The organism is Streptomyces sp. adm13(2018) (assembly GCF_008042145.1).
Lineage (GTDB): Bacteria > Actinomycetota > Actinomycetes > Streptomycetales > Streptomycetaceae > Streptomyces.
This window is the reverse complement of the sequence record NZ_RDBH01000133.1, coordinates 3,228-23,914: the sequence shown is the minus strand read 5'-3', so window position 1 is coordinate 23,914 and position 20,687 is coordinate 3,228. Positions and strand designations below refer to the sequence as shown.

The window sequence follows — 20,687 nt, the reverse complement described above, 5'->3', positions numbered from 1 at the left end:
GTGGCACAGCACCGAAGCAGCCGCCCGCCGATCCGGTACGAGCCGGAGCATGAGCAGTTCCGGGACACCTGCCGGGAGTTCCTCGCCCGGGAGGTGCTCCCGCACCACGCCCGCTGGGAACGGGAGGGCATCGTCGACCGCGAGGTGTGGCGGGCGGCGGGCCGGGCCGGGCTCCTCGGCATCGGCGTCGACCCGGCGTACGGCGGGGGCGGCGAGCCGGACTACCGCTACCCGGCGGTGTTCCAGCGGGAGATCATGTGGGCCCGGGCCACCGCGCCCGGCTTCGTCGCGCACAACGACGTCATCGCCACGTACCTCGCCGAGCGGACCACCGAGGACCAGCGCAAGCGCTGGCTGCCCGGCCTGTGCGCGGGCGAGCTGATCGCGGCCATCGCGATGAGCGAGCCGGACGCCGGCTCCAACGTCGCCGACATCCGTACGACCGCCGTGCGCGACGGGGACTCCTACGTCCTCGACGGGCAGAAGACGTTCATCACCAACGGCGAGAACGCCGACGTCATCGTCGTCGCGGCCAAGACGGACCCCGAGCGCGGCGCGCAGGGCATCAGCCTCCTGGTGGTGGAGCGCGGCACGCCCGGCCTGACCCGCGGGCGGCGCATGGAGAAGCTGGGCTGGCACGCGAGCGACACCTGCGAGCTGTTCTTCGACGGCTGCCGGGTGCCGGCCGAGAACCTGATCGGCAGGGAGAACGCCGGCCTGGCCTACATGATGGCCGGACTCCCCCGGGAGCGGCTGAGCATCGCGACCGTGGCGGTGGCGGCGGCGGAGCGGATGCTCGCCGACACCCTGGAGTACGCGAAGACCCGCGAGGCCTTCGGCCGGCCGATCGGCGGCTTCCAGCACAACCGGTTCCAACTGGCCACCATGGACACCGAACTGACGATCGCCCAGGTGTTCCTCGACCACTGCGTCACCGAGCTGAACGCGGGCCGCCTGTCGGTGACGGACGCCGCCAAGGTGAAGTGGTGGACGACCGAGCTCCAGGTGGACATCGCCAACCGCTGCCTCCAGATCCACGGCGGCTTCGGCTACCTCAAGGAGAGCACGATCTCCCGCGAGTGGGCCAACAGCCGCGTGCAGACCATCTACGGCGGGACGACGGAGGTGATGAAGGAGCTGATCGGCCGTTCGATGGGGCTGTGAACGCGGACCTGTGACGCACGCCCGTGACGCAGGCCCGTGACGTAGGGAGCCCGTGACGCGGGCCGCCCCCGAGACCGCCCCGCCCGGCGCGCCCCACCCCCCGACGCGCGCCGGGCGGGGCGTCCGGCGTGCCCGACACCTGCGACGGGCTCGGCGGGCGCGTCCGAAAACAGCACCTCTCTTTGCAAATTCCGGGACGACTGCATGTAATGACGGCGTGGAGCAGCCCTCGTCCATCGCCCAGGCCCTGTCCGCCGTCGGTCCCCGACTGAAGCGTCTACGCACCGCCCGCGGCGTCACCCTCGCCGCCCTGTCGGAGGTGACCGGCATCTCCAAGAGCACGCTCTCGCGCCTGGAGGCCGGCCAGCGCCGCCCCAGCCTGGAGCTGCTGCTGCCCATCGCCCAGGCCCACCAGGTCCCGATCGACGAACTGGTCGGCGCCCCCGACGTGGGCGACCCACGGGTCCGCCTCAAGCCGCACGCGGTGAACGGCAACACGGTGCTGCCGCTGACCCGCCAGCCGGGGCCGCTGCAGAGCTACAAGATGGTCCTGCCCGCGAGCCGCGACACCCCGGAGCTGTGCACCCACGAGGGATACGAGTGGCTGTACGTGCTCTCCGGACGGCTGCGGCTGGTGCTGGCGGACCACGACATCGTCCTCGACCCGGGCGAGGTGGCCGAGTTCGACACCCGGCTGCCGCACTGGTTCGGCAGCACGGGGCAGGGCTCGGTCGAGGTGCTGAGCCTCTTCGGCCGCCAGGGCGAGCGGATGCACATCCGCGCGAGGCCGACAGGCCGGACGCCCGCCTCCGGCGACTGAGCCGGAGACGGGCGTGAGGGGGGAGGCGGCGCCAGGACCAACGCCGTGGCGGTGGAACGGAGTCAGGCGGCGGGCACGGGTTCCGACTCCTCGGCTCCGGAACCGGCTCCGGCGGCGGAGTCCCCGGCAGCGGCCCGGTGGGCGGCGAGGTCCCGCTCGATCTCCTCGTCCACCAGGTCGTGGTTGAGCGCGAACGCCGCCGCGGCTCCCATGCCGGCCGCGGTGACGGCCTGGGCGCGCGAGTCCACCACGTTGCCGACGGCCCAGAGACCGGGACGGCTGGTCCGCCCGGCGCGGTCGGTGACCAGCCAGCCCTGCTCGTCGCGCTCACAGCCGAGGCCCTCGAAGGCGGAGTCGTTCGGACTCATCTTCGGGAAGAGGAAGACACCGGCACAGCCGACGGTACGCCCGTCGGAGAGCTCGACGGCGTGCAGCCGCCCGTCCTTGCTGAGCAGGGCGCTCACGGGTCCCTCGACGACCTGGACCCCGCGGGCGTCCATGCGCTCCCGCTCGTCCTCGGTGAGCGGGCGGTCGTGGGACACGTACACGACGTCGTGGGACCACTGCCGCAGCAGCAGCGCCTGGCCGGCCGACGCCGGGTGGACGCCCAGTACGACGATCTTCTCGTCCCGCACCTCGTAGCCGTGGCAGTAGGGGCAGAAGTGCACGTCCCCGCCCCAGAGCGCGGGAACACCGGGGATGTCGGGCAGCTGGTCGCGCAGTCCGGTGGCGAGCACGACGTGCCGCGCGTCGKGCGACGCGCCGCCGTCGAGCCGCACCACGAAGCCTCCCTCGTCACGGGGCTCCACCTGGTCGACCCGCCCCTCGATCCGTACGGCCCCGTAGCGCGCGATCTCCGCGCGCCCGGTCTCCAGCACGGTCAGCGGGGACACCCCGTCCCGCGAGAGGAAGCTGTGCATATGGGCCGAGGGAGCGTTGCGCGGCTCCCCGGCGTCGACGACGGCGACACTGCGCCGCGCCCGCGCGAGCACGAGCGCGGCGTTCAGCCCACCCGCCCCGCCGCCTATGACGATCACGTCGTACGAGGTTCGGACACTGTTCTCCTTGTGGGCGCCGGTCATGGCGATCACCTCCGCCGCCAGGGTGCGGCCCACCGGTGACCCGAACAATCTTTGTTGCCGTTTCCGGGACGGGGCCGGACCGTCACGCGTGGGAGGCGGCATCCCCTTTCCGGGAGTGTCTCGGGGGAGTTCGGCCGCCGGCGCGCGCTCCCCCACCGCGTACGCTCGCGGTCACTCGCCCCACTTCATGTAGATGACCGGGGGCTCGCGGCCCGGCAGCTGGCGCAGCGGGGCCATGTCGAGGCCGAAGACCTCCCGCAGGGCGGTGGTCTCGCCGGGCCACTTGGGGTGGGCCAGCTCGTCGAAGGCCAGGATGCTGCCCTTGGTCAGATGCGGCTTGATGGCCAGCAGGAGCTCCTTCGTCGGCTGGTAGAGGTCCAGGTCGAAGTAGGCCATCGCGATCACCGTCTCCGGGTTCTCCTCCAGATAGCGCGGGACCGTCTCGCGGACGTCGCCCTGGACGACGAAGGAGCGCTGGGTGTGCCCGAAGGGCTCGGTGGCCTCGTGGGCGGCCAGCACCTCGCGCAGGTGGTCGACCTCGCCGTCCGGGGTGGCGAAGCGCCCCGGCACGGCGCTGGTGCTGACCTTGTCGACGTCCTTGATGTCGTCCGGGAAGCCGGTGAAGGTGTCGAAGCCGACGATGCGACGCAGCGAGTTGTAGGGCTCGTAGATGCTGCGCAGGGCCGTGAGCGTCGCCAGGTGACGGCCGTGGAGCACACCGAACTCCATGATGGTTCCCGGCACCTCGGGCAGCATGCGGTAGAGCGCGTCCATGGAGAGCAGGTCGGCGAGCTGCTGGCGGCGCAGGTACACCGGCAGGTTGTCGATCAGGTACTCCGGCGGGATCGGGGTGTCGACGAGAAGCTTCGTCAGGCGCTCGCGGGCGTCCCGGTCCTGCGCCGACTCGTGCGGGACGATCCGCGGGTCGGTGTACGTGTTCTCGCTCATGGGGGTGTTTCCCTTCGCTTCGTTTCGGGTGCGTGAGGTTCAGGAGAGCCAGCAGTCCGGGGCGGGACCGCCCCGGCCCACCGGAGGGAAGAGCTCGTCGAGCCGACGGGTGAGCGACTCGGGCAGAGGCTGTTCGAGGGCCTGGAGCGCGCCGTCGACATGGGCCCGTGTGCGGGGACCGATCACCGCCGAGGTCACACCGGGGCGCGAGAGCGTCCAGGCCATGCCGACGACGGCGGGATCGAGTCCGTGCTCGGCGCAGAGCCGCTCGTATGCCTGAATGGTGTCGTGCTGCTCCGCGAGGGCCTGGGCCGCGCGGCCCTGGGCGGACTTGACGGCCGATCCCGTGCGCTGCTTGGCCAGTACGCCGCCGAGGAGGCCGCCGTGCAGCGGGGACCAGACGAGCAGTCCGAGGCCGTGGGCCAGGGCCGCGGGAATGATCTCCAGTTCCGCGTAGCGGCTGACCAGGTTGTAGACGCACTGCTCCGAGGCGAGGCCCAGGGTGTTCCTGCTCCGGGCGGCCGCCTGGGCGGTCGCGATGTCCCAGCCGGCGAAGTTGGACGAGCCCACGTAGCGGACCTTGCCCTGGGTCACCAGCAGGTCCATCGCCTGCCAGACCTCGTCCCAGTGCACCGAGCGGTCGATGTGGTGCATCTGGTAGAGGTCGATCCAGTCCGTCCCCAGACGCCGGAGCGATGCCTCGCACGCCGCGACGATGTTCCGGGCGGACAGTCCGGCGTCGTTGACCCCGTCGCCCATGGGGTCGCCCACCTTGGTGGCCAGGACCACGCGGTCACGGCGGGACGGGCCCTTGTCGAGCCAGCGGCCGATGACCTCCTCGGTGTGTCCCTTGTGGACGCGCCAGCCGTAGGTGTTGGCCGTGTCGAACAGGTTGACGCCCCGTTCGAGGGAGTAGTCCATGAGGTCGTGCGCCTCGTCCTCCTCGACCCGGCCGCCGAAGTTGACGGTGCCGAGTGCCAGGCGGCTGACGCGGAGACCGGTGCGGCCGAGCTGGGTGTACATCACGTGTCCTGCCCTCCGTGCGGCGTGGCGGCGACCGCGGACGCGGCGGCCTCGGTGTCGCTGATGCGGCCCGCGATGTCGCGGGCCCCGATGACGGCCAGCGCGACGCTGGTCAGGGTGGGGTTGCAGGCCGTGCGCGTGGGGATGACGCCGTTGCCCGCGACGTAGAGGTTGTCGACGCCCCACACCCGGCCGGCCGGGTCGCAGACACTGGTGCCGTCGTCGTGCGCGCCCATGCGCACGGTGCCCTGGTAGTGCAGGGAACTGCCCGAGGGCAGGACCCAGGCCCGCTCGCCCTCGGCCGGGCGGCCCAGCACGCCGCTCAGCCGCAGCGCCTCCTGTTCGGCCTCCGCGAGCGTCGCGCGGTCCTCGTCGTCGAGGGTGTGGTGGATCGTCATGGCGGGCATGCCGGACCAGTCTCGTTCGGTCTCGCTGAACTCGAGCCGGTTCTCGGGCCGCGGGCGCTGGGAGGTGAACAGGTGGACCGCGACCAGTGGTGCGTCCGCCTGCCGGGCCCGGGCGCCGTTCGACACGGTGGCGGGGTCGATCCGGGTCAGCATGCCGTGGAAGGGGTAGCGCCGGCCCTCGTACGGAATCCAGGTGACACCGCCGGGTGCCTCCTCCCCGGCCGCGGCGTACCGGTGGACCTCGGTGAGGACCGAGACCTGCGGGTGCTCGTTCAGGTAGCGGCCGAGCGCCCGGGGACGCACCCCCGAGGCGAACAGCAGCTGCGGGGTGCGCAGCGGGTCGGCCGCCACCACGACGTAGTCGGCGCGGACGACGTGGCCGGCTCCGGTGATCCGGTCCCGCAACCGCACTCCGACCGCCCGCCCGCCGCGCACCAGCACCTGCTCGCACAGGGTGTTCGCGCGCAGTTCGACCCGGCTGCCCGGACCCGTGGGGAGGTCCCCGAGGATGACGTCCGTACCGTGGCGCACCAGTTCGCCACCGACGCGGGTGGCGGCCAGGGGCATCGCCCGTACCGTGCGGTCGGGGGCGCGCCCCTCGTCGAGATCGCGGCCCAGCAGCCGGCGCACGTACGCGGCGAAGGAGGAGTCGTCGCACTGGGCGCTGTCCACTCCGAGCAGGCGCTCCGCGATCGCGTACGCCTCGTCGAGCGCGGCTCGGGGTACGCAGTCGACGCGCTCGTCCTCACCCGCACGCGGGGCGGCGCCGAACCAGAGGGTGCCCATGCCGCCCACGCCGCACATCTGCTGGGCGGCGGGCAGGCCGTCGGCCGTGACGTCGCGGGAGCCGACGGCGAACATGCCCGGCCTGTCGACGAGGGCCCGCGCGCGCTCCTGCGGGCTCTGGTTGTGCGCGACGGCCGKGGCGGCGGCCGTCGCGTACGGACGCTGGTGGGGGCCCTGCGCGGCGACCCGGGCGCGCTGCTGTTCCCCGGCGTCGGTGATCGTGGTCAGGTGCCGGCCGGGCGGCTCGGTGAGCGCGGGACCCGCCTCGACGATCAGGACGCGTGCCGTGGGGTGCGCCGCGTGGATCCGGTGGGCGTACGTCGCGCCCGCCGGCCCGCTGCCGACGACGACCACGTCGACGGAGGCCGGGACGTCGTCGGCGCCTTCGAGCGACGGCTGGGGCGGGTGTGGGGACATGCTGTTCCTCCCTCGGAGTTCGGGTCGGCGGGTCACAGGGACCGGGCGACGATGACGCGCTGGATCTGGTTGGTGCCCTCGATGATCTGGAGCAGCTTGGCCTCCCGCATCCACCGCTCGACCGGGTGGTCCTCGACGTAGCCGTAGGCGCCGAGCGCCTGGACGGCGTCCGTCGTGACCCGCATCGCGGTGTCGGTGGCGAAGAGCTTCGCGCGGGCCGCGGCGGCGGTGACCGCCGACGCGCTCGCACCGGAGTCCAGCGTGCGCGCGGCCTCGCGCACCAGGGCGCGGGCCGCGGCGATCTGCGTGGACATGTCCGCGAGCAGGAACGACAGTCCCTGGAAGTCGATGACGGGCCGGCCGAACTGGTGCCGGGTCTTCGCGTACGCCACGGCGTGCTCCATGGCCGCGGAGGCGAGGCCCACCGCGCACGCGGCGATGCCGAGCCTGCCCCGGTCGAAGAGTCCGGAAGCGATCAGGAACCCCTTGCCGGGCCTGCCGACCAACCGGTCCGCCCTGAGCTCGGCGCCGTCGAAGACCACCGACGCGGTGGGCGAGGAGCGCACGCCCATCTTCTTCTCCGGGCGCTGCACGTGAAGACCGGGGGTGGTGGCGTCGGCGAGGAGCAGCGAGAGGCCGCGTACGCCCGGGCCTCCCGTTCGGCAGAAGACGTTGTAGAAGTCGGCCTGTCCGGCGTGGCTGGTCCACGCCTTGGTGCCGTCGACGGTGTAGGTGCCCTGTTCGCCACGCCGGGCCGTGCTGGAGATGGCCCCGATGTCGGAGCCCGCCTCGGCCTCGGAGATGCAGTTCGCGCCGAGCTGCTCACCACCGAGCATCCCGGGCAACCACCGCTCGCGCTGGGCCTCGGTGCCGAACGTGGCCAGCGGATAGCACGCGAGGGCGTGGATGTTGACCGACTGGGCGACCGCGAGCCACCGCTTGGCCAGGATCTCCAGGACGTGCACGTGCGTCTCGTGGCTCTGGCCGCCACCACCGTGCTCGGTGGGGTACGGCAGGCCCAGGAGGCCGGCCCGGCCGAGCGTGCGCAGGATGTCGCGGGGGAACCGCGAGGTTGCCTCGAACTCGTCCGCGTGGGGCGCGAGTTCCCTGTCGGCCAGGGTCTCGGTCAGCGCCAGCAGGTCGCGGACGACCTCGTCCTGTTCCGTCGGCAGGCGCCTCGGGAGGCTTTCCGTGAGGGGCAGGGCTGTCATCGTGACGTCGGTCCATCTTCCGGTGGGTGGGTGGGAGAGCCGGGCGCCCGGTGGGGGGCGAGCAGAGCCACGGCGAGCGTGGCCGGCGGCCGTGGCCGCTCGTCGTACGCGACGCAGACGGCCGCGCCGTGCAGCGGGTGCAGCACCCTCCAGCGCAGGCCCCGGCGGCTTCCGCTGTCGGCCAGCAGCGGCCCCGGGTGCGGGGCGGGCAGGTTGATCGGCGTGGTCCCGGTGGCCTTGGCGCACGCCTCGTGGATCGCCCAGCGCCGGGCGACCGCGACGTCCTGCCGCTCGGCGGGCAGGGCGGCCAGCTCGCGCTGCTGCGCCGGTGAGCAGCAGCGGCGCAGCAGCCCCGGGGTGGGCGGCACGGGGCCCTGGACGTCGATGCCCACCGTACGGCCGCCGGCCACGGCGACGGCGATCGTCCCCTGGCTGTGCGAGACGCTGATGCCGGTGTCCGGCAGGTCCACCAGGACGGGCTTGCCCCGGTCGGTGGCGCCGATGCGGCAGGTCCGTGTCCAGCGCCCGAGGGAGCGTTCCAGCGCCCAGCGCAGCAGGGCGCGTCCGGCGGTGAACTCCTGTGCCCTGTGCGGCGCGTATCTGCGGGCCCGGCGCAGTTCCTCGGAGCTGAGCAGAGGGGCGTGGGCCGCCGCCGCCGCCGTCGTGGCACAGACCACGAGGATGTCGGGGCGGCCGGGACTCATCTCCACGTGGCGGCTTCGGGCCAGACGTGCCTGACGCGCCTGACCGCGTAGTCCCAGTAGGAGCGCACCGACAGGTCCGCGTAGATGAAGTCCCGCTTCAGGGCGACGTCGTCGTCGGTGGCCCAGGTGTAGGGCACTCCGCTCTGCTCCGCGAGCAGTTGCAGGCGGCAGGCCCGTTCGAGGACCTGGGCGAAGACCGCGGCGTGCCGCACGCTCTTGCCGACGATCACCCCGCCGTGGTTGCGCAGCAGCACGCCCTCGGCGTCGCCCAGGGCCTCGGCGATGGCGTCGCCCGTGGCCTGGTCCAGGACCGTGTTGCTGGTCCGGGTGAACAGGGCGAGGTTGTCGGTGAAGTGCGCGCCGTCGTGCGAGACCGGGCGCAGTTCGAGGTCCGTGGCGCCGAAGACGAGGGTGTGCGGGGCGTGGCTGTGCACGATGCCGTTGACGTCCGGGCGGGCCCGGTAGATCGCCTGGTGCAGGGGGAGCTCCGGCGGCGCGAGCGGGTCGACCGGGGCGTCGGGGTCGAGGGACGCGGCCACCACCTGGGCGGGGGTGGCCTCGTCGAACCCGCAGAGGGCGTTCTTGATGAAGAAGGTGTCGGAGCCGGGTGTCCGGGCGGATATCTGGCCCTGGTTGAAGTCGTCGTGGCCGTCGAGGGAGAGCATGCGCGCCCCGGCGGCGATCTGGCCGGCCAGCCGGGCGGGCACCCGCGCGAGGGGGGTGCGGGAGGCCGGATGGGTTGCGGTGCCCGTGGTCACGGAGTGTCCTCCCTGTCGTCGTCGGCGGCGGTCCGGGCGGCCATGGCGGCCAGCAGGTCGTCGAAGACCTGGTGGATGGTGTAGGTGCCGTGGGAGTGGCCGGCGGCCCACTGGGCCGCTCCGATCGCCCCGGCCGCGGCCGCGTCGAGCGAGTCCACCCGGTGGGTGAGCGTCAGGGTCTGCTCGGGCCAGGTGAACCGGATCTCGTGGTCGCTGACGGCGGGGCCGCAGCGGAGCGAGGCGATGTCGGCGGCGGGCCTGCCGGTGTGCCGCAGCCACTGGCGGGCGAGCCGGGTGGCCGTGGTGCTCGGCCGGTGCCGCTTGGCGGCGGGGTGGCGTTCGAGGACGGCCGCCTCGGGGACGGCGCCGGTGATGCCCGCGCGGTCCATGGTGGTGACGATGTCGGCGACGAGGCTCAGCGCGCGGGTCTGGAGGTAGTTGCCCAGCGACAGGTTGGGGGCGAGGACGACGGCGGTACCAGCGGCGGCCCTCTCCTTCAGCATCCGCAGGTGGTGCTCCTCGAGCCCGGAGACGCACTCCACGAGGGGGACGTCCAGGCGGGCGCTGAGGCCGGTGGCGTGCGTGACGGCCTCGGGCGCCGAGCAGTCGACGAGGACGCCGGGCTCGGGCACCGTGCCCCACTGCTCGGGGCGCCGCGGGTCGAGGAGAGGGGCGGTGAGGCCCTCCTCCGTGGCGAGCCGGTGCACGGCCCGGGCGAGGCGGCCCGTGCCGAAGACCCCGATGACGGTCTCAGGCATCGACGGCCTGCTCTTCGCGGAGGTGGCGGCAGACCAGTTCGACCAGGGTCTCGATGGTCTCGAAGTGCTGGCTCTCCTCCTCGGGATCGAGGTAGACGCCGAGTTCGTTCTCCACCGCGTCGATCATGCGGATGTAGGCCAGCGAGGAGTAGTTGACCTGGGGCAGCGACCAGCCGGCGGCCGCCAGGTCCTTCTCGGTCAGGTCGCCCTCCGCCGAGCTGAGCACCATGCGCACGAGGTGCGGGCGGATGTGGTCCGGGGAGGCCGTCATGGCTGCGTTCTCCTTGAATGTGGTCACTGGGAGTCCTGCGGGGTGTCGAACAGGCGGCGCAGCTCGGCGGTGGCGGGCTTGCCGCTGGTGCCGCGGGGGATGCGGGGCACGATGCGGACGAGGCTGGGGACCTTGTACGGGGCGAGGCGCTCGGCGACGTGCCGGCGCGGTGCGGCGTGGTCGAGGCCGGGGGCTCCGGCGAGCACCGCCGCGAGGGCGGCCGTGCCGTGCCGGTCGGTGACCTCGAGGACGACCGCGTCGTCCACTCCCGGTGCCCCGGCGAGGGCCGTGGAGACCTCCACGGCGTCGATCTTGCGACCGCCGATGTTGATGACCTGGCTGGTGCGTCCGGTCAGGACGAGGCTGCCGTCCCGCAGGTGCCCCACGTCGCCCGTGGTGTAGAAGCCGTCGTGGTCGATCCGCTGCTCCAGTGCGCCGGGGGCGTTGAGGTAGCGGGTGCCCATGGACTGGCTCCTGACCGAGACGACGCCCGGCGCTTCGGCGGTGCCCGCGCGTAGTTCGACGCCGGGCAGAGGTTGCCCGAGCCCGGGGTCGGTGCGCGGGTCGGCGGCGTAGGTGAGGGGCCCGGCCTCGGCGATGCCGTAGTAGTTCTGGAGCGGCACCCCCGTACTCTCCTCGAACAGCCGCTTGGTGCTCAGGTCCAGAGGGGCTGCGGACGAGATCGCCATGCGCAGTGCGGGCAACCGCCCGGGGCCCGATCCGTTGCGCACCAGGGATTCGTACAGGGCGGGGAAGCCGATCAGGCGGGTGGCTCCGCTGTCGCGCAGGGTGCGGGTGACCGCTCCCGCGGTCGGCAGCCCGCCGCCCAGGCGCAGGCACGCGCCGACGAGGAACGCGGAGAGCAGGGAGGTGTTGAACGCCAGGCCGTTGGAGAGCGAGGCGAAGCACAGGATGGTGTCACTTCCCGAAAGGCCGGTTCCTTCGGCCCAGTTGAGGGCCGCGCGATGGACGGCGTCGCCGCGGAACTCGATGCAGCTGGGACGGCCGGTGGATCCGGAGGTGAAGCGGCAGACCTCCGTGTCCCGGTGCAGCTCGGGGCGGTCGGGCACCTCGGGGAAGCGGGTGACGTGCAGTGAGCCGGAAGCGGCGACGCGGGTGCCGTGGCCGGGCACGGGGGTGGCTTCCTCGTGCACCAGCAGGTCGAGCCCGCAGTCGCCCTGGATTCCTTCGGTCTCCTGGGGTCCGGCGGCCCGGTCGATGAGGAAGGGGACGCAGCCGGCCCGCAGGGCGGCCAGGTAGGTCACCACGTAGTCGGTGGAGTTGGCGGCCTGGATGCCGACGCGCGGCCGGTCGCGGCCGGCGAGGAGGAGGCCGAGCCCGGTCGCCTGCCGGTCCGCGGCCGCGTCGAGTTCGCGGTAGGTCAGGGCGGTGTGCCGGTCGGCGACGGCGGGTGCGTCGCCGTGCTCGCGCAGGGCGCGGGCGATGATGTCGGTGAGCACGGCTGTCACCGCTGTCCGTGGGCGTGGGCGGGCTGGAGGCGGTCGATCTTGACCGTGGAGGTGCCGGGGGTGCCGAGCATGGTGACGTAGAGGACCTCGTCCTCGTCCGCAAGACCCGCCAGGGAGTGCCAGCGGCCGGCGTCGAAGCCGCCGATGGTGGTGACCGCGGTGCCGGTAGCGGTGGCTCCGAGGTAGACGAGGTGGGCCAGGGCGCCGGAGCGCAGCAGCGCTTCGTCGACGCCGCGCATGCCGCGTCGGAAGATGTCCTGGTGTCGCGCGTGGAAGACGACGGCGGCGCAGGTGTCGCGCAGTTGTTCCTGCCCCATGCAGATGCGCACGATGTCCTCGGCGGTCGCGTGGGCGGTGGCGGTGGGTTCGGCGGCGATCTCGCCGCCGCCGAGGACCGGGTAGGCGCCGGGGGCGAGCCCGGTGACGCGGCGGGCGACCAGGGTGGCGCCGAAGCCCCCCGAGGCGGGCAGGTCGGTGTCCAGGGCGGTCCCCAGGGCGGACAGGGCTTCCCGCAGGCTCGGCAGGGGGAGTTCGGCGTCGCCGAAGTCCCGTGCCGACCGCCGCAGTGCGGCGAGGTCCGCCAGCGCGCCGGAGCCGGACGGGAGTGCCTCACCCCCGCCGAGGAGGGGGCGCAGCACGGGCTCGGCGGAGTGGTCCGGCGGGCTCTGGAGGCGCGGCAGCAGACCGCGCCAACATCGCTCCTCGGAACCGTTGCCGGCGCGGGGTACCGGTGGGACGCCCCGCCAGTCCGTGCAGGTCCAGGCGGAAACGGACGGCTGCCCGGCGTCGATGCGGTCGGCCACGAGAAGGACGCTGTGGGGGACGACGTGGTGCTCGGACAGGCGCAGCAGGGAGCCGAGGCGCCCGGTGGCCGCCCTGGTCAGCCACTGGGCGCGCCGGTGGCTCCGGCCGGCCAGGCAGAGCAGGTGGGTGCCGAGGTGGGCGGCGTCCAGCTGGGCGTACAGATAGCCCCGGTCGTCGTACTTGCGGATGGACATCCACGGTCGTACGGCGATGAGGACCAGGAAGCCGTCGGGCGTGGGGAGGGCGAGCCCGCCCCGGTTCAGCGCGTCGGATACCTGCTCGCCCTCGTGGAGGAGGCGGCAGGCGCGCCGGGTGACGTCCACCGAGAAGACCCGCGGCCCGCGGGCGCCGTTCGTGACGACGTAGGTCTCGTACGGGTACAGCGCACCGGCCGAGGGGGCGGAGGGGCCGCCGTGGAGCGAGCCCTCGGCCGAGGCCTCCAGCAGGGCCAGCGCACCGTGCAACTCCTCGGGGAGTTCGATGCGTCGGGGTTCGGGGACGCCGTCGGGGACGGCGGCGAGGGACATCTGCTGCCAGAAGCGCAGGGCGTCGTCCACGGCCGCGTCGGCGGACCGGGCACCGGGGACGGTGCCCGCGTTCCCGTCGTCGGCACTGTCGGCCTCGACGCGCCCGGTCGGCCGGCCTTCCATCACGGAGGCTTTGTCGTTCACCGGTTTCGCTTCTCCTTCCTGCCGAGGCGGGTTCGGCCTCGGCGTCCGAGCTGTCTCTTGCGAATGGGCTACACCGCGCGACGAATACGCAGAGTAATGAACGGAAGTCGATTCACCCATTCCCGGCAGCGACTTCAACCTTGCCAGAAGAGTTCCGATCCGTGTAGACCATTTGGTGACCGATAGCGGCCGTGACCGGCTCAGGACATGCAGGGCGGGAATTCAATTAGATGCTGTTGCAGACATTTTCGGAGACCGAGATATCCCCGGTGGAGACACTGTCCGAACTGATCGCCACGCAGGAGCGCGCACTGCTCGCGGCCGACGAGGCGACCCGCTCTCTCCGGACGCAGCTGTCCGCCCTCGCCGCGCACGCCGCCGGATCCGCCGCGGCGGCCGCCGCGGACGTCGAGGAGATCACCGACGCGGTCCGCGTCCGGGCCCTGCTGGACTCCGTGGCCACCATGGCGCGGCAGCAGATACGGGTCATCCAGCCGTCCGCGGTCGCCCGCCGGCTGATCGCGGAGTGGCCCGTCGGGGACGCGTACGACCCCGAGGGCGGCGTCGGTGTCCGAACCATCCACCAGAGCTCCCTGCTGCGCAGCGAGCAGGCTGCCTGCTATCTGGAGCGGCTCTCGCGGCGTGGTGTCCACGTGCGGGTCGCGCCGCTGCTGCCGTTCCGCCTGATCCTGGTGGACGAGGCGTTCGCGCTGGTCTGCCCGCCGTCGACGACCCTGCTGATCCGGCGGCCCGCGCTGCTGCAACTCCTCGGCCGGGTCTTCGAGTTCTGCTGGGACGACGCCCGCGACCTGCACGCCCCGCCGGCGCCCGCGGCACGCCGGGCATCCGCCGTGCCGATCGCCGGGCAGGGCGGTCAGGACATCGTCCTCAGCGAGCAGGAGACGGTCATCCTGCGGCTGTGGGCCAAGGGGCGGCAGGACGTCGAGGTCGCCCGTGAACTGCGCGTGTCGCCCCGCACCCTGCGCCGCATGGTGTCCGCGCTGCTGCGCAGGCTCGGCGTGAACAGCCGCTTCGAGGCCGGGGTCGTGGCGGCCCGCTCGCCCCGGCTCCTGGAGGGGGCGGGACACCCGTCCGTGCCGGCCTGACGCGCCGCACCGCCTGTCCCGGTCCGCCCGACCTTTCCTTCACACCATCGAGGAGTCCGTGTGTCCACCATCCCCGCCCCGTCCGCCGTCGACGCGCTCCACGGCCTGCCGCTGCCCGTCCTCGGCGCCGACGTCCGCGTTCCCCTCATCACCGGGGACGAGGTGTCCTACGGGGCGCTCGACTACGCCGCCAGCGCCCCGGTCCTCAGCAGCGTCTGGGACGACGTCAGCGCCTACATGCCCTACTACGGCAGCGTGCACCGCGGAGCCGGCCACCTGTCCCAGCTGTCCACGGACCTGTTCGAGCGGAGCAGGCGAACCGTCGGCGAGTTCCTCGGCTGCCGCGGCGACGACGAGGTCGTGTTCACGCGCTCGACCACCGACTCGCTGAACCTGCTGGCCGCGGCACTCCCGGCCGGGACCCAGGTCTACGTCTTCGAGACGGAGCATCACGCCGCCCTCCTGCCGTGGCCACCCGAGCGGCTGACCGTGATGCGGGCTCCGGGCAGCGCCTACGAGGCCGTCGAGATCGTCGCCGAGACGCTGGCGTGCCACGACCCGCAGCGGCCCGGCCTCGTCTGCGTGACGGGAGCCTCCAACGTGACGGGCGAGATCTGGCCCGTCGGGTCGATCACGGAGGTCGCGCACACCGCCGGAGTGCGCGTCGCGCTGGACGCCGCCCAGCTGGTCCCGCACCGCCGGGTGGACGTCGCCGGACTCGGCGTGGACTACGTCGCGTTCTCGGGGCACAAGATGTACGCGCCGTTCGGGGCCGGAGTGCTGGCCGGGCGCGCCGACTGGCTCCGTACGGCGGCGCCCTACCTGGCCGGGGGCGGCGCGAGCAGGCGTGTCGTGCACGGCGACGGTGCCCTGTCCGTCGAGTGGCAGCAGGGGGCCGCGCGGCACGAGGCAGGGTCGCCGAACGTGGTCGGCGTGCACGCGCTGGCCTCCGCGTGCCGGGCGCTGACGGCGGCGGGCTTCGACGCGCTGGCGGCCCGCGAGGAGGCGCTGCTGGAGCGGACCCTGGCCGGTCTGGCCGGGATCGAGCAGGTCAGGGTGTTGTCCCTGCTGGGCGGGTCGGCGCCGCGGGTCGGTGTGATCAGCTTCGTGGTCGACGGCTGGAACAGCGCCCACCTCGCCGCGGCGCTCTCGGCCGAGTACGGCATCGGAGTGCGGGACGGCATGTTCTGCGCCCACCCGCTGGTCCGCGGCCTGTTGGGCAACGCACCCGACCACTCCGACGAGTGCGGCGCCCCCGAGCCCCTGGCGCCCGGCGCGCGACAGGTCAACGCGGTCCGGGCCAGCTTCGGCGCGGGCACGCCCGTGGAGCACCTGGACCGCCTGGTGGCCGCCGTGGCGGCCCTCGCCCGCGACGGATCCCGGTGGACCTACCGCACCGAGGCGGGGCGCTGCGTCCCGGTGCGCTGAACCCCGGGAATCGCGCACTGTGCCCGCCCGCCGTACGGCGGGCGGGCACAGTGTTTCCCTCTGCATTTCCGGTTGTGTGCGCACGCATTCTTCCAGTCGCACATTTCGACACCGCAAACAATTCTCCGACACGCAAACCGATGGCCACGCCGGAAGAACCCGAGGGGATGAATTCTCCCGACCGCAGGTCACCGAAGGTAGTCGGCGGCGCGACCCGGACGGCTCAGTAGGAGGGCATCGCGGGGTCGATCCGCTGCGCCCAGGCCAGGATGCCGCCGCCCACGTGGACCGCGTCGGGGTGACCGCTGCGCCGGACCACGGCGAGGACCTCCGCGGAGCGGATGCCGGCCCGGCACAGGAGCACCGTCCTGCGGTCGGCGGGCAGCCGCGCGGCGGCGTCGCCGTGCAGGAACTCCCCCTGCGGCACGAGCACCGAGCCCGGCACGTGGGCGAAGGCGTACTCGTCCGGCTCGCGGACGTCGACCAGGTGGACCGGTCCGCCCGCGTCGAGCAGTTCCTTCAGCTGCTCGACGGAGATCGTCGACTCCCGCGCCGCCTCGGTCGCCTCGGGCGACAGCAGCCCGAAGAAGGGCTCGGCGGCGACGGGTTCGGCCGGCCTCGCGGCCCGCTCGTGCGGGCGCAGCGGCACGGTCGCGCAGGTGCCGGCCATGGCGTCGTACTTCATCACCCGGCCGACCAGCGGCTCGCCCCGCCCCGTGAGCAGCTTGACCACCTCGGTGGCCAGGGCGATGCCCAGCCAGGCGCCGACCACCTTCAGCGTGCCGGACATCCCGCGGAAGTAGGGGGCGGGAGGCGTCGCGAACAAGTCCCTGAGGCCCGGGCCGTGCCGGTCCCAGAAGACCGAGACGCGCCCTCCGACGGCGTCCATGGAACCCCACACGAAGGGGATGCCCGCCTCGGCGCAGACGTCGTCGACGAGCTGACAACGGGCGAGGTCCTCCCCCGCGCAGACCACGAGGTCGTAGTCCTGCACCAGTGCGCGCGCGCTGGGCAGCTCGAACCGGCCCTCGGCGACGGCGCGCACGAACGGATGGGTGCGCCCGAGCGCCCGGGTCCAGGCCGTGGCACGGTCGGCGGGCTCCTCGTCCGGCAGCCCGAGGTACCGGTCCCACGGATTCGTCGGCGAGCCGTCGGCGATGCCGATCGAACCCACGCCGGAGTCGGCGAGATGGGCGATGAGCGGGGCACCTATCTCGTCGGCGCCGACGACCAGGACCCGGCCTCCGGCCAGCCGGCGCTGCCCCTCCGAGCCGTGTCCCGCGAGGATCAACTGGTGTGCCTGGCGGCTCGTCTCGTCGGCCGGGAGGCCGGTGGCGGATCGCGCCACGGGGTGAAGCGGCATGCGGGTCTCCTCCGGGTGTACGGGAGCGGTCACGGCTGCTGCTGGTCGTCGGCCTCGGCGGCCCAGGCGGGAACGTGAAGGATCTCCAGTACGGCGGCTCCCCAGTTGAAGCCGTAGCCGGTTCCGGCGAGCACCACGCGGTCCCCGGCCCGCAGCTGATCCGTGACGAGCAGGTGGTTCAGTCCGGCGACCTGGTCGCCGGAACCGAGGTGACTGACCTGCCGCCCGAACTCCCAGGTGGTCCGCTCCCCGCCCACGCCCATGTCCTCCAGCATGTTCCACCAGCGCACGGTCCGGCCGTTGTGGGGCATCACGAACCTGCGCACGTCCGAGACGTCGGTCTTCGCCTCTTCCAGTGCCTGCTCGATGCAGCCGCCGATGCCGCCGGCGATCCGCAGGGAGATCGCTTCCAGGTCGTCCAGGTTCCTGCGCATGAAGTCCGTCTTGCGGGCCCGCATGTTCAGCGGCTTGTCCCCGGACGCCGGGGCGTCCTTGAGCCCGCGGCCGCGGTACATGTGCTCCAGTGTGGAGTCGGAGGTCATCGCGCAGGACAGCACCTTGGCGAAGCCGGGCTTACGGCCGAGGAGCAGCGCCGTCCCGCCGTCGGCCATCACCGTGCCGCTCTCGGTGCGGAAGCGGTCGAAGCCGGGCTCGCAGAACCGCTCGCCCGTGGTGATCAGCACGGTGGCGTCCTCGTCGTGTCCCGCGAGGTGTCCGGCCGCCAGCGCCAGCGCCGCCATTCCGCCGTTCGACTTCTGGTCGACCTCGACGGCCGGGGCGCTCCCCCCGACGGTGTGGTGCTGGATGTAGGAGGAGGGCGTCCACATGTCCTGGCCCTGGAAGTAGGCGCTGGCGTGGAGCAGCATGCGCACGTCGTCCGGTGACGTCGTGTCCCCGGCGCGTTCGAGGGCCTGGCGGACCGCGGCCACGGCCAGGTCGGGGGCGAACGTGTCATCGGAGACCGTGACCCCGAGGAGGGCGTTGGCGGTGTACTCGGCGGAGGCATAGCGCCCGTCCCGTACCGCCTCCTCGAGATCGAGACGGCGGCCCAGCCGTACACCCAGGGACGTGAGGTAGATGTCGTTGAGGATCATGTCGGGACCTTTCGGACGTGCAACGGTGGTTTCGCGGCGGACCGGTGGGACCGGTCCGCCGCGCGGAGTGCCTCACAGATAGGCCCCTCCGGTGGTCTCCAGGCGCTCCCCGGTGATCCACCTGGCCTGCTCCGACGCCAGGAAGGCGACGGCGTCCGCCACGTCCTCGGGCTGCCCGAGCCGTCCGAAGACGGTCAGCGCCGCCGCCGCGGCGGCGTCCTCGGGGTGCGCCCGCATGCGCGCACGGTGGAAGTCCGTCTCTATCAACCCGGGGGCGACGGTGTTGACCGTGATGCCGCGGGGGCCGAGCTGCGCCGCGAGGGAGCGACTGAACGCCTCCAGCGCGCCCTTGCTCATGGCGTACGGCAGGACGTGCGGGTGGGCGATGCGGTTGGCGACCGAGGAGACGTTGACGATCCGCGCGCCGTCGCGCAGCAGCGGCAGGAGCCGCTGGACGACGAAGACGGGGCCCTTGACGTTGACGGCGAAGACCCGGTCCAGGTCGGCTCCGGTGAGGTCGGTGATGTCGGCGCGGCAGCCGATGCCCGCGTTGTTGACCAAGACGTCGAGCCCGCGGTCGCCGGTGCGTTCCACCAGGCCTTCCTCGACGCGGGCGGCGAGGGCCGCGATGGCCTCCTCGTCCGCCAGGTCGGCTCGCACCGCGAAGGCGTCGCCGCCGGCGGCTCGCACCGCGGCCACGGTGTCCTCGGCCGCCGCGCCGTCCTGTCCGTAGTGGACGGCCACCACGCTGCCGGGGCCGGCGAGCCGTTCGACGACGGCTCGGCCGATGCCCCGGCTGCCGCCGGTCACGAGTGCGGTGCGCGGTGCGGTGTCCGCTGTCACAGGGTGCCTCCTGTCGAGAGGGAGACGACGGGTGTCGTCACGTGCGGGCGAGGAGAGCGGAGAGGACGCGCTCCAGGCACGTCTCCGGCTCCGGGTCGAGGTCTTCGGCCCGCCACGCGACGAAGCCGTCCGGGCGCACGAGCAGCGCCCCGCCGTCGAGGACGCCCGCCCAGGCGCTCCAGGAGCCGTCGTCGATGCGGTGCCCGTCGGCCGCTACCTCTCCCAGGGAGGCCGCGGCCTTGCCGAGCGCGTCGAGCCAGGGCGCGCCCGCGGGGCCGGTCAGGAGGGTGAACCGTCCGTCGACCAGGTCGAGTGTGGAGCGGACGCCCTCCTCACCGGGCAGCCAGCGGTGCGGCAGGCGCGAGCCCGGAGCCCCGTCCAGGTCGTGGACCAGATCCTCGGTGGAGGGCGGCTCGGCCACGGCGTCGAGCACGGCGGCGGAGGCGTAGCGGTATCCGAGGTGCACCACCGGGGCGTTGAGCGCTCCGGCGGCCGCCCGGCGATTTCGCCCCTCGGGCCCGGTCGCCCAGTGCAGGGAGGGGTCCCCCAGGCGCAGGGTCGACTGCTCGAGCGCGGACCGGGCCACGGGGAGGCGCTCTGCCTCGTAGGTGTCGAGGAGCGCCTCGTGGGCCGTCCCGTGCAGGACGTGGGCCAGCTTCCAGGCGAGGTTGTGGGCGTCCGCCACGCCCGTGTTCATCCCGAAGGCACCGACGGGCGGAATGGCGTGGGCGGCGTCCCCGGCGAGGAAGACGCGCCCGGAGCGGAAGCGGTCGGCGATCAGGCCGCGCACCTGCCAGGGCAGGATGCTCAGCACCTCGGGGGTCACCCCGGTGTCGCGGCCGATCGCGGCCCGGATGCGCTCGGCGCACCGCTCGGGCGTGAAGTCGGCGGCCTTGGTGCCGGAGTCCCGGGGGTAGCGGAAGTGGTAGATCCACTCGGTGTCGCCGTCGACGGGCAGCAGCCCTCCGGGTGCCTCGGGGTTGGTGATGTCGCACACGACGAAGGTGTGACCGCGGGTCAGCGCGGACAGGTCGGCCCGGAAGAGCACGCTGATCAGCGGGTCGCCGAGGACGCCGGGTCCGCTGGTGCCGATTCCCAGCCGCTCCCGAACCCCGCTGCGCGCGCCGTCGGCGGCGACCAGGTAGCGGGCCCGTATCTCGCGGGTCCCCCGTTCGTCGGCGACCTGTGCGGTCACCCCGTCCTCGTCCTGTGTGAAGCCCCGCATCTCGACGCCGAACTCGATGCGGGCCCCGGCCTCCCGGGCCGCCTCGGCCAGGACGCGGTCCAGCCGTCCCTGGGGGCAGGTGCCGCGCAGGCTCTGCGGGGTCAGACCGGCGTAGGGGTCATCGCGGGTGGGAGTCCGCAGTGCCTCCTCGTCCAGGGCGGCCTCGGCGAGGGTGTGCGCGGCGAACATCTGCAGGCGGCTGCCGGTCATGTCCACGCACTCGGCGTCCACGGCGTCGGCGAGACCCGCGGCGCGCAGGATCTCCACGGTGCGCGGGCCGACCTGTCCGCGCTGACCCGCGGTCACACCTTCGTCGTGTGCGACATCACCAACCC

The 20,687-nt window shown here is 73.2% G+C and carries 19 protein-coding genes; 4 read left to right on the top strand and 15 right to left on the bottom strand.

Annotated elements, in window-relative coordinates; translation table 11 throughout:
• Both EAO70_RS26415 and EAO70_RS26410 read left to right on the top strand, forming a co-directional pair.
• Complete coding sequence (locus tag EAO70_RS26415; protein ID WP_261993061.1) at positions 1 to 1,164, top strand: acyl-CoA dehydrogenase family protein; 1,164 nt, start codon at positions 1 to 3, stop codon at positions 1,162 to 1,164.
• Positions 1,165 to 1,381: 217 nt separating this feature from the next.
• Positions 1,382 to 1,984: a helix-turn-helix domain-containing protein gene (locus EAO70_RS26410; protein ID WP_055603314.1), complete on the top strand. Its 603-nt coding sequence runs from the start codon at positions 1,382 to 1,384 to the stop codon at positions 1,982 to 1,984.
• Between the two features lie 62 nt (positions 1,985 to 2,046).
• Here EAO70_RS26410 and EAO70_RS26405 read toward each other — a convergent pair whose 3' ends face one another.
• From EAO70_RS26405 to EAO70_RS26355, 11 genes are all read right to left on the bottom strand, one after another.
• The gene (locus EAO70_RS26405; RefSeq protein ID WP_148005423.1) at positions 2,047 to 3,066 is read right to left on the bottom strand and encodes an NAD(P)/FAD-dependent oxidoreductase; all 1,020 of its coding nucleotides are present in this window, start codon (positions 3,064 to 3,066) and stop codon (positions 2,047 to 2,049) included.
• Between the two features lie 171 nt (positions 3,067 to 3,237).
• Positions 3,238 to 4,014, bottom strand: a complete 777-nt coding sequence (locus EAO70_RS26400; RefSeq protein ID WP_148005412.1) for a class I SAM-dependent methyltransferase — start codon at positions 4,012 to 4,014, stop codon at positions 3,238 to 3,240.
• A gap of 39 nt (positions 4,015 to 4,053) precedes the next feature.
• Complete coding sequence (locus EAO70_RS26395) at positions 4,054 to 5,037, bottom strand: aldo/keto reductase (RefSeq protein ID WP_148005411.1); 984 nt, start codon at positions 5,035 to 5,037, stop codon at positions 4,054 to 4,056.
• Complete coding sequence (locus tag EAO70_RS26390) at positions 5,037 to 6,647, bottom strand: GMC oxidoreductase (protein ID WP_148005410.1); 1,611 nt, start codon at positions 6,645 to 6,647, stop codon at positions 5,037 to 5,039. The genes EAO70_RS26395 and EAO70_RS26390 overlap by 1 nt, the downstream gene beginning before the upstream one ends.
• A gap of 32 nt (positions 6,648 to 6,679) precedes the next feature.
• Entirely contained in the window at positions 6,680 to 7,858 is a 1,179-nt protein-coding gene (locus EAO70_RS26385) for an acyl-CoA dehydrogenase family protein (RefSeq protein ID WP_148005409.1), read from the bottom strand.
• Positions 7,855 to 8,562, bottom strand: a complete 708-nt coding sequence (locus tag EAO70_RS26380; RefSeq protein WP_261993063.1) for a 4'-phosphopantetheinyl transferase family protein — start codon at positions 8,560 to 8,562, stop codon at positions 7,855 to 7,857. Before EAO70_RS26380 ends, EAO70_RS26385 begins: the two co-directional genes overlap by 4 nt.
• Positions 8,559 to 9,320: a class II aldolase/adducin family protein gene (locus EAO70_RS26375; RefSeq protein ID WP_148005407.1), complete on the bottom strand. Its 762-nt coding sequence runs from the start codon at positions 9,318 to 9,320 to the stop codon at positions 8,559 to 8,561. Before EAO70_RS26375 ends, EAO70_RS26380 begins: the two co-directional genes overlap by 4 nt.
• Positions 9,317 to 10,078, bottom strand: a complete 762-nt coding sequence (locus EAO70_RS26370) for a dihydrodipicolinate reductase C-terminal domain-containing protein (RefSeq protein WP_148005406.1) — start codon at positions 10,076 to 10,078, stop codon at positions 9,317 to 9,319. The genes EAO70_RS26375 and EAO70_RS26370 overlap by 4 nt, the downstream gene beginning before the upstream one ends.
• Positions 10,071 to 10,349, bottom strand: coding sequence for an acyl carrier protein (locus tag EAO70_RS26365; RefSeq protein WP_148005405.1), 279 nt, complete (start codon positions 10,347 to 10,349; stop codon positions 10,071 to 10,073). Before EAO70_RS26365 ends, EAO70_RS26370 begins: the two co-directional genes overlap by 8 nt.
• 23 nt (positions 10,350 to 10,372) lie before the next feature.
• Entirely contained in the window at positions 10,373 to 11,809 is a 1,437-nt protein-coding gene (locus EAO70_RS26360; protein WP_148005404.1) for a class I adenylate-forming enzyme family protein, read from the bottom strand.
• 5 nt (positions 11,810 to 11,814) lie between these two features.
• Positions 11,815 to 13,293 (bottom strand): nitroreductase family protein, encoded by a 1,479-nt coding sequence (locus EAO70_RS26355; protein ID WP_148005403.1) that lies wholly within the window; start codon positions 13,291 to 13,293, stop codon positions 11,815 to 11,817.
• 230 nt (positions 13,294 to 13,523) lie between these two features.
• On the opposite strand from EAO70_RS26355, the gene EAO70_RS26350 reads away from it, so the two are divergent.
• Together EAO70_RS26350 and EAO70_RS26345 are read left to right on the top strand one after the other, a co-directional pair.
• A complete protein-coding gene (locus tag EAO70_RS26350; protein ID WP_148005402.1) occupies positions 13,524 to 14,399 on the top strand; it encodes a helix-turn-helix transcriptional regulator in 876 nt (291 codons plus the stop codon).
• A 60-nt stretch (positions 14,400 to 14,459) separates the two neighbouring features.
• Complete coding sequence (locus tag EAO70_RS26345) at positions 14,460 to 15,827, top strand: aminotransferase class V-fold PLP-dependent enzyme (RefSeq protein ID WP_148005401.1); 1,368 nt, start codon at positions 14,460 to 14,462, stop codon at positions 15,825 to 15,827.
• 223 nt (positions 15,828 to 16,050) lie between these two features.
• On the opposite strand, the gene EAO70_RS26340 is transcribed toward EAO70_RS26345, so the two are convergent.
• From EAO70_RS26340 to EAO70_RS26325, 4 genes are all read right to left on the bottom strand, one after another.
• Positions 16,051 to 17,190, bottom strand: a complete 1,140-nt coding sequence (locus tag EAO70_RS26340) for a ThiF family adenylyltransferase (RefSeq protein WP_148005400.1) — start codon at positions 17,188 to 17,190, stop codon at positions 16,051 to 16,053.
• Positions 17,191 to 17,219: 29 nt separating this feature from the next.
• A complete protein-coding gene (locus tag EAO70_RS26335) occupies positions 17,220 to 18,284 on the bottom strand; it encodes a ketoacyl-ACP synthase III family protein (protein WP_148005399.1) in 1,065 nt (354 codons plus the stop codon).
• Between the two features lie 72 nt (positions 18,285 to 18,356).
• Positions 18,357 to 19,127, bottom strand: coding sequence for an SDR family NAD(P)-dependent oxidoreductase (locus EAO70_RS26330; protein WP_148005398.1), 771 nt, complete (start codon positions 19,125 to 19,127; stop codon positions 18,357 to 18,359).
• Positions 19,128 to 19,164: 37 nt separating this feature from the next.
• The coding region (locus EAO70_RS26325) for an FAD-dependent monooxygenase (protein WP_148005422.1) at positions 19,165 to 20,687 on the bottom strand (1,523 nt) is incomplete at its 5' end.

Bases quoted from the DNA above. Each gene is read 5' to 3' on its own strand.
- EAO70_RS26400 (WP_148005412.1), bottom strand. From the start codon at position 4,014: ATGAGCGAGAACACGTACACCGACCCGCGGATCGTCCCGCACGAGTCG.
- EAO70_RS26395 (WP_148005411.1), bottom strand. From the start codon at position 5,037: ATGTACACCCAGCTCGGCCGCACCGGTCTCCGCGTCAGCCGCCTGGCA.
- EAO70_RS26385 (WP_148005409.1), bottom strand. From the start codon at position 7,858: ATGACAGCCCTGCCCCTCACGGAAAGCCTCCCGAGGCGCCTGCCGACG.
- EAO70_RS26380 (WP_261993063.1), bottom strand. From the start codon at position 8,562: ATGAGTCCCGGCCGCCCCGACATCCTCGTGGTCTGTGCCACGACGGCG.
- EAO70_RS26370 (WP_148005406.1), bottom strand. From the start codon at position 10,078: ATGCCTGAGACCGTCATCGGGGTCTTCGGCACGGGCCGCCTCGCCCGG.
- EAO70_RS26365 (WP_148005405.1), bottom strand. From the start codon at position 10,349: ATGACGGCCTCCCCGGACCACATCCGCCCGCACCTCGTGCGCATGGTG.
- EAO70_RS26350 (WP_148005402.1), top strand. From the start codon at position 13,524: ATGCTGTTGCAGACATTTTCGGAGACCGAGATATCCCCGGTGGAGACA.
- EAO70_RS26340 (WP_148005400.1), bottom strand. From the start codon at position 17,190: ATGCCGCTTCACCCCGTGGCGCGATCCGCCACCGGCCTCCCGGCCGAC.
- EAO70_RS26335 (WP_148005399.1), bottom strand. From the start codon at position 18,284: ATGATCCTCAACGACATCTACCTCACGTCCCTGGGTGTACGGCTGGGC.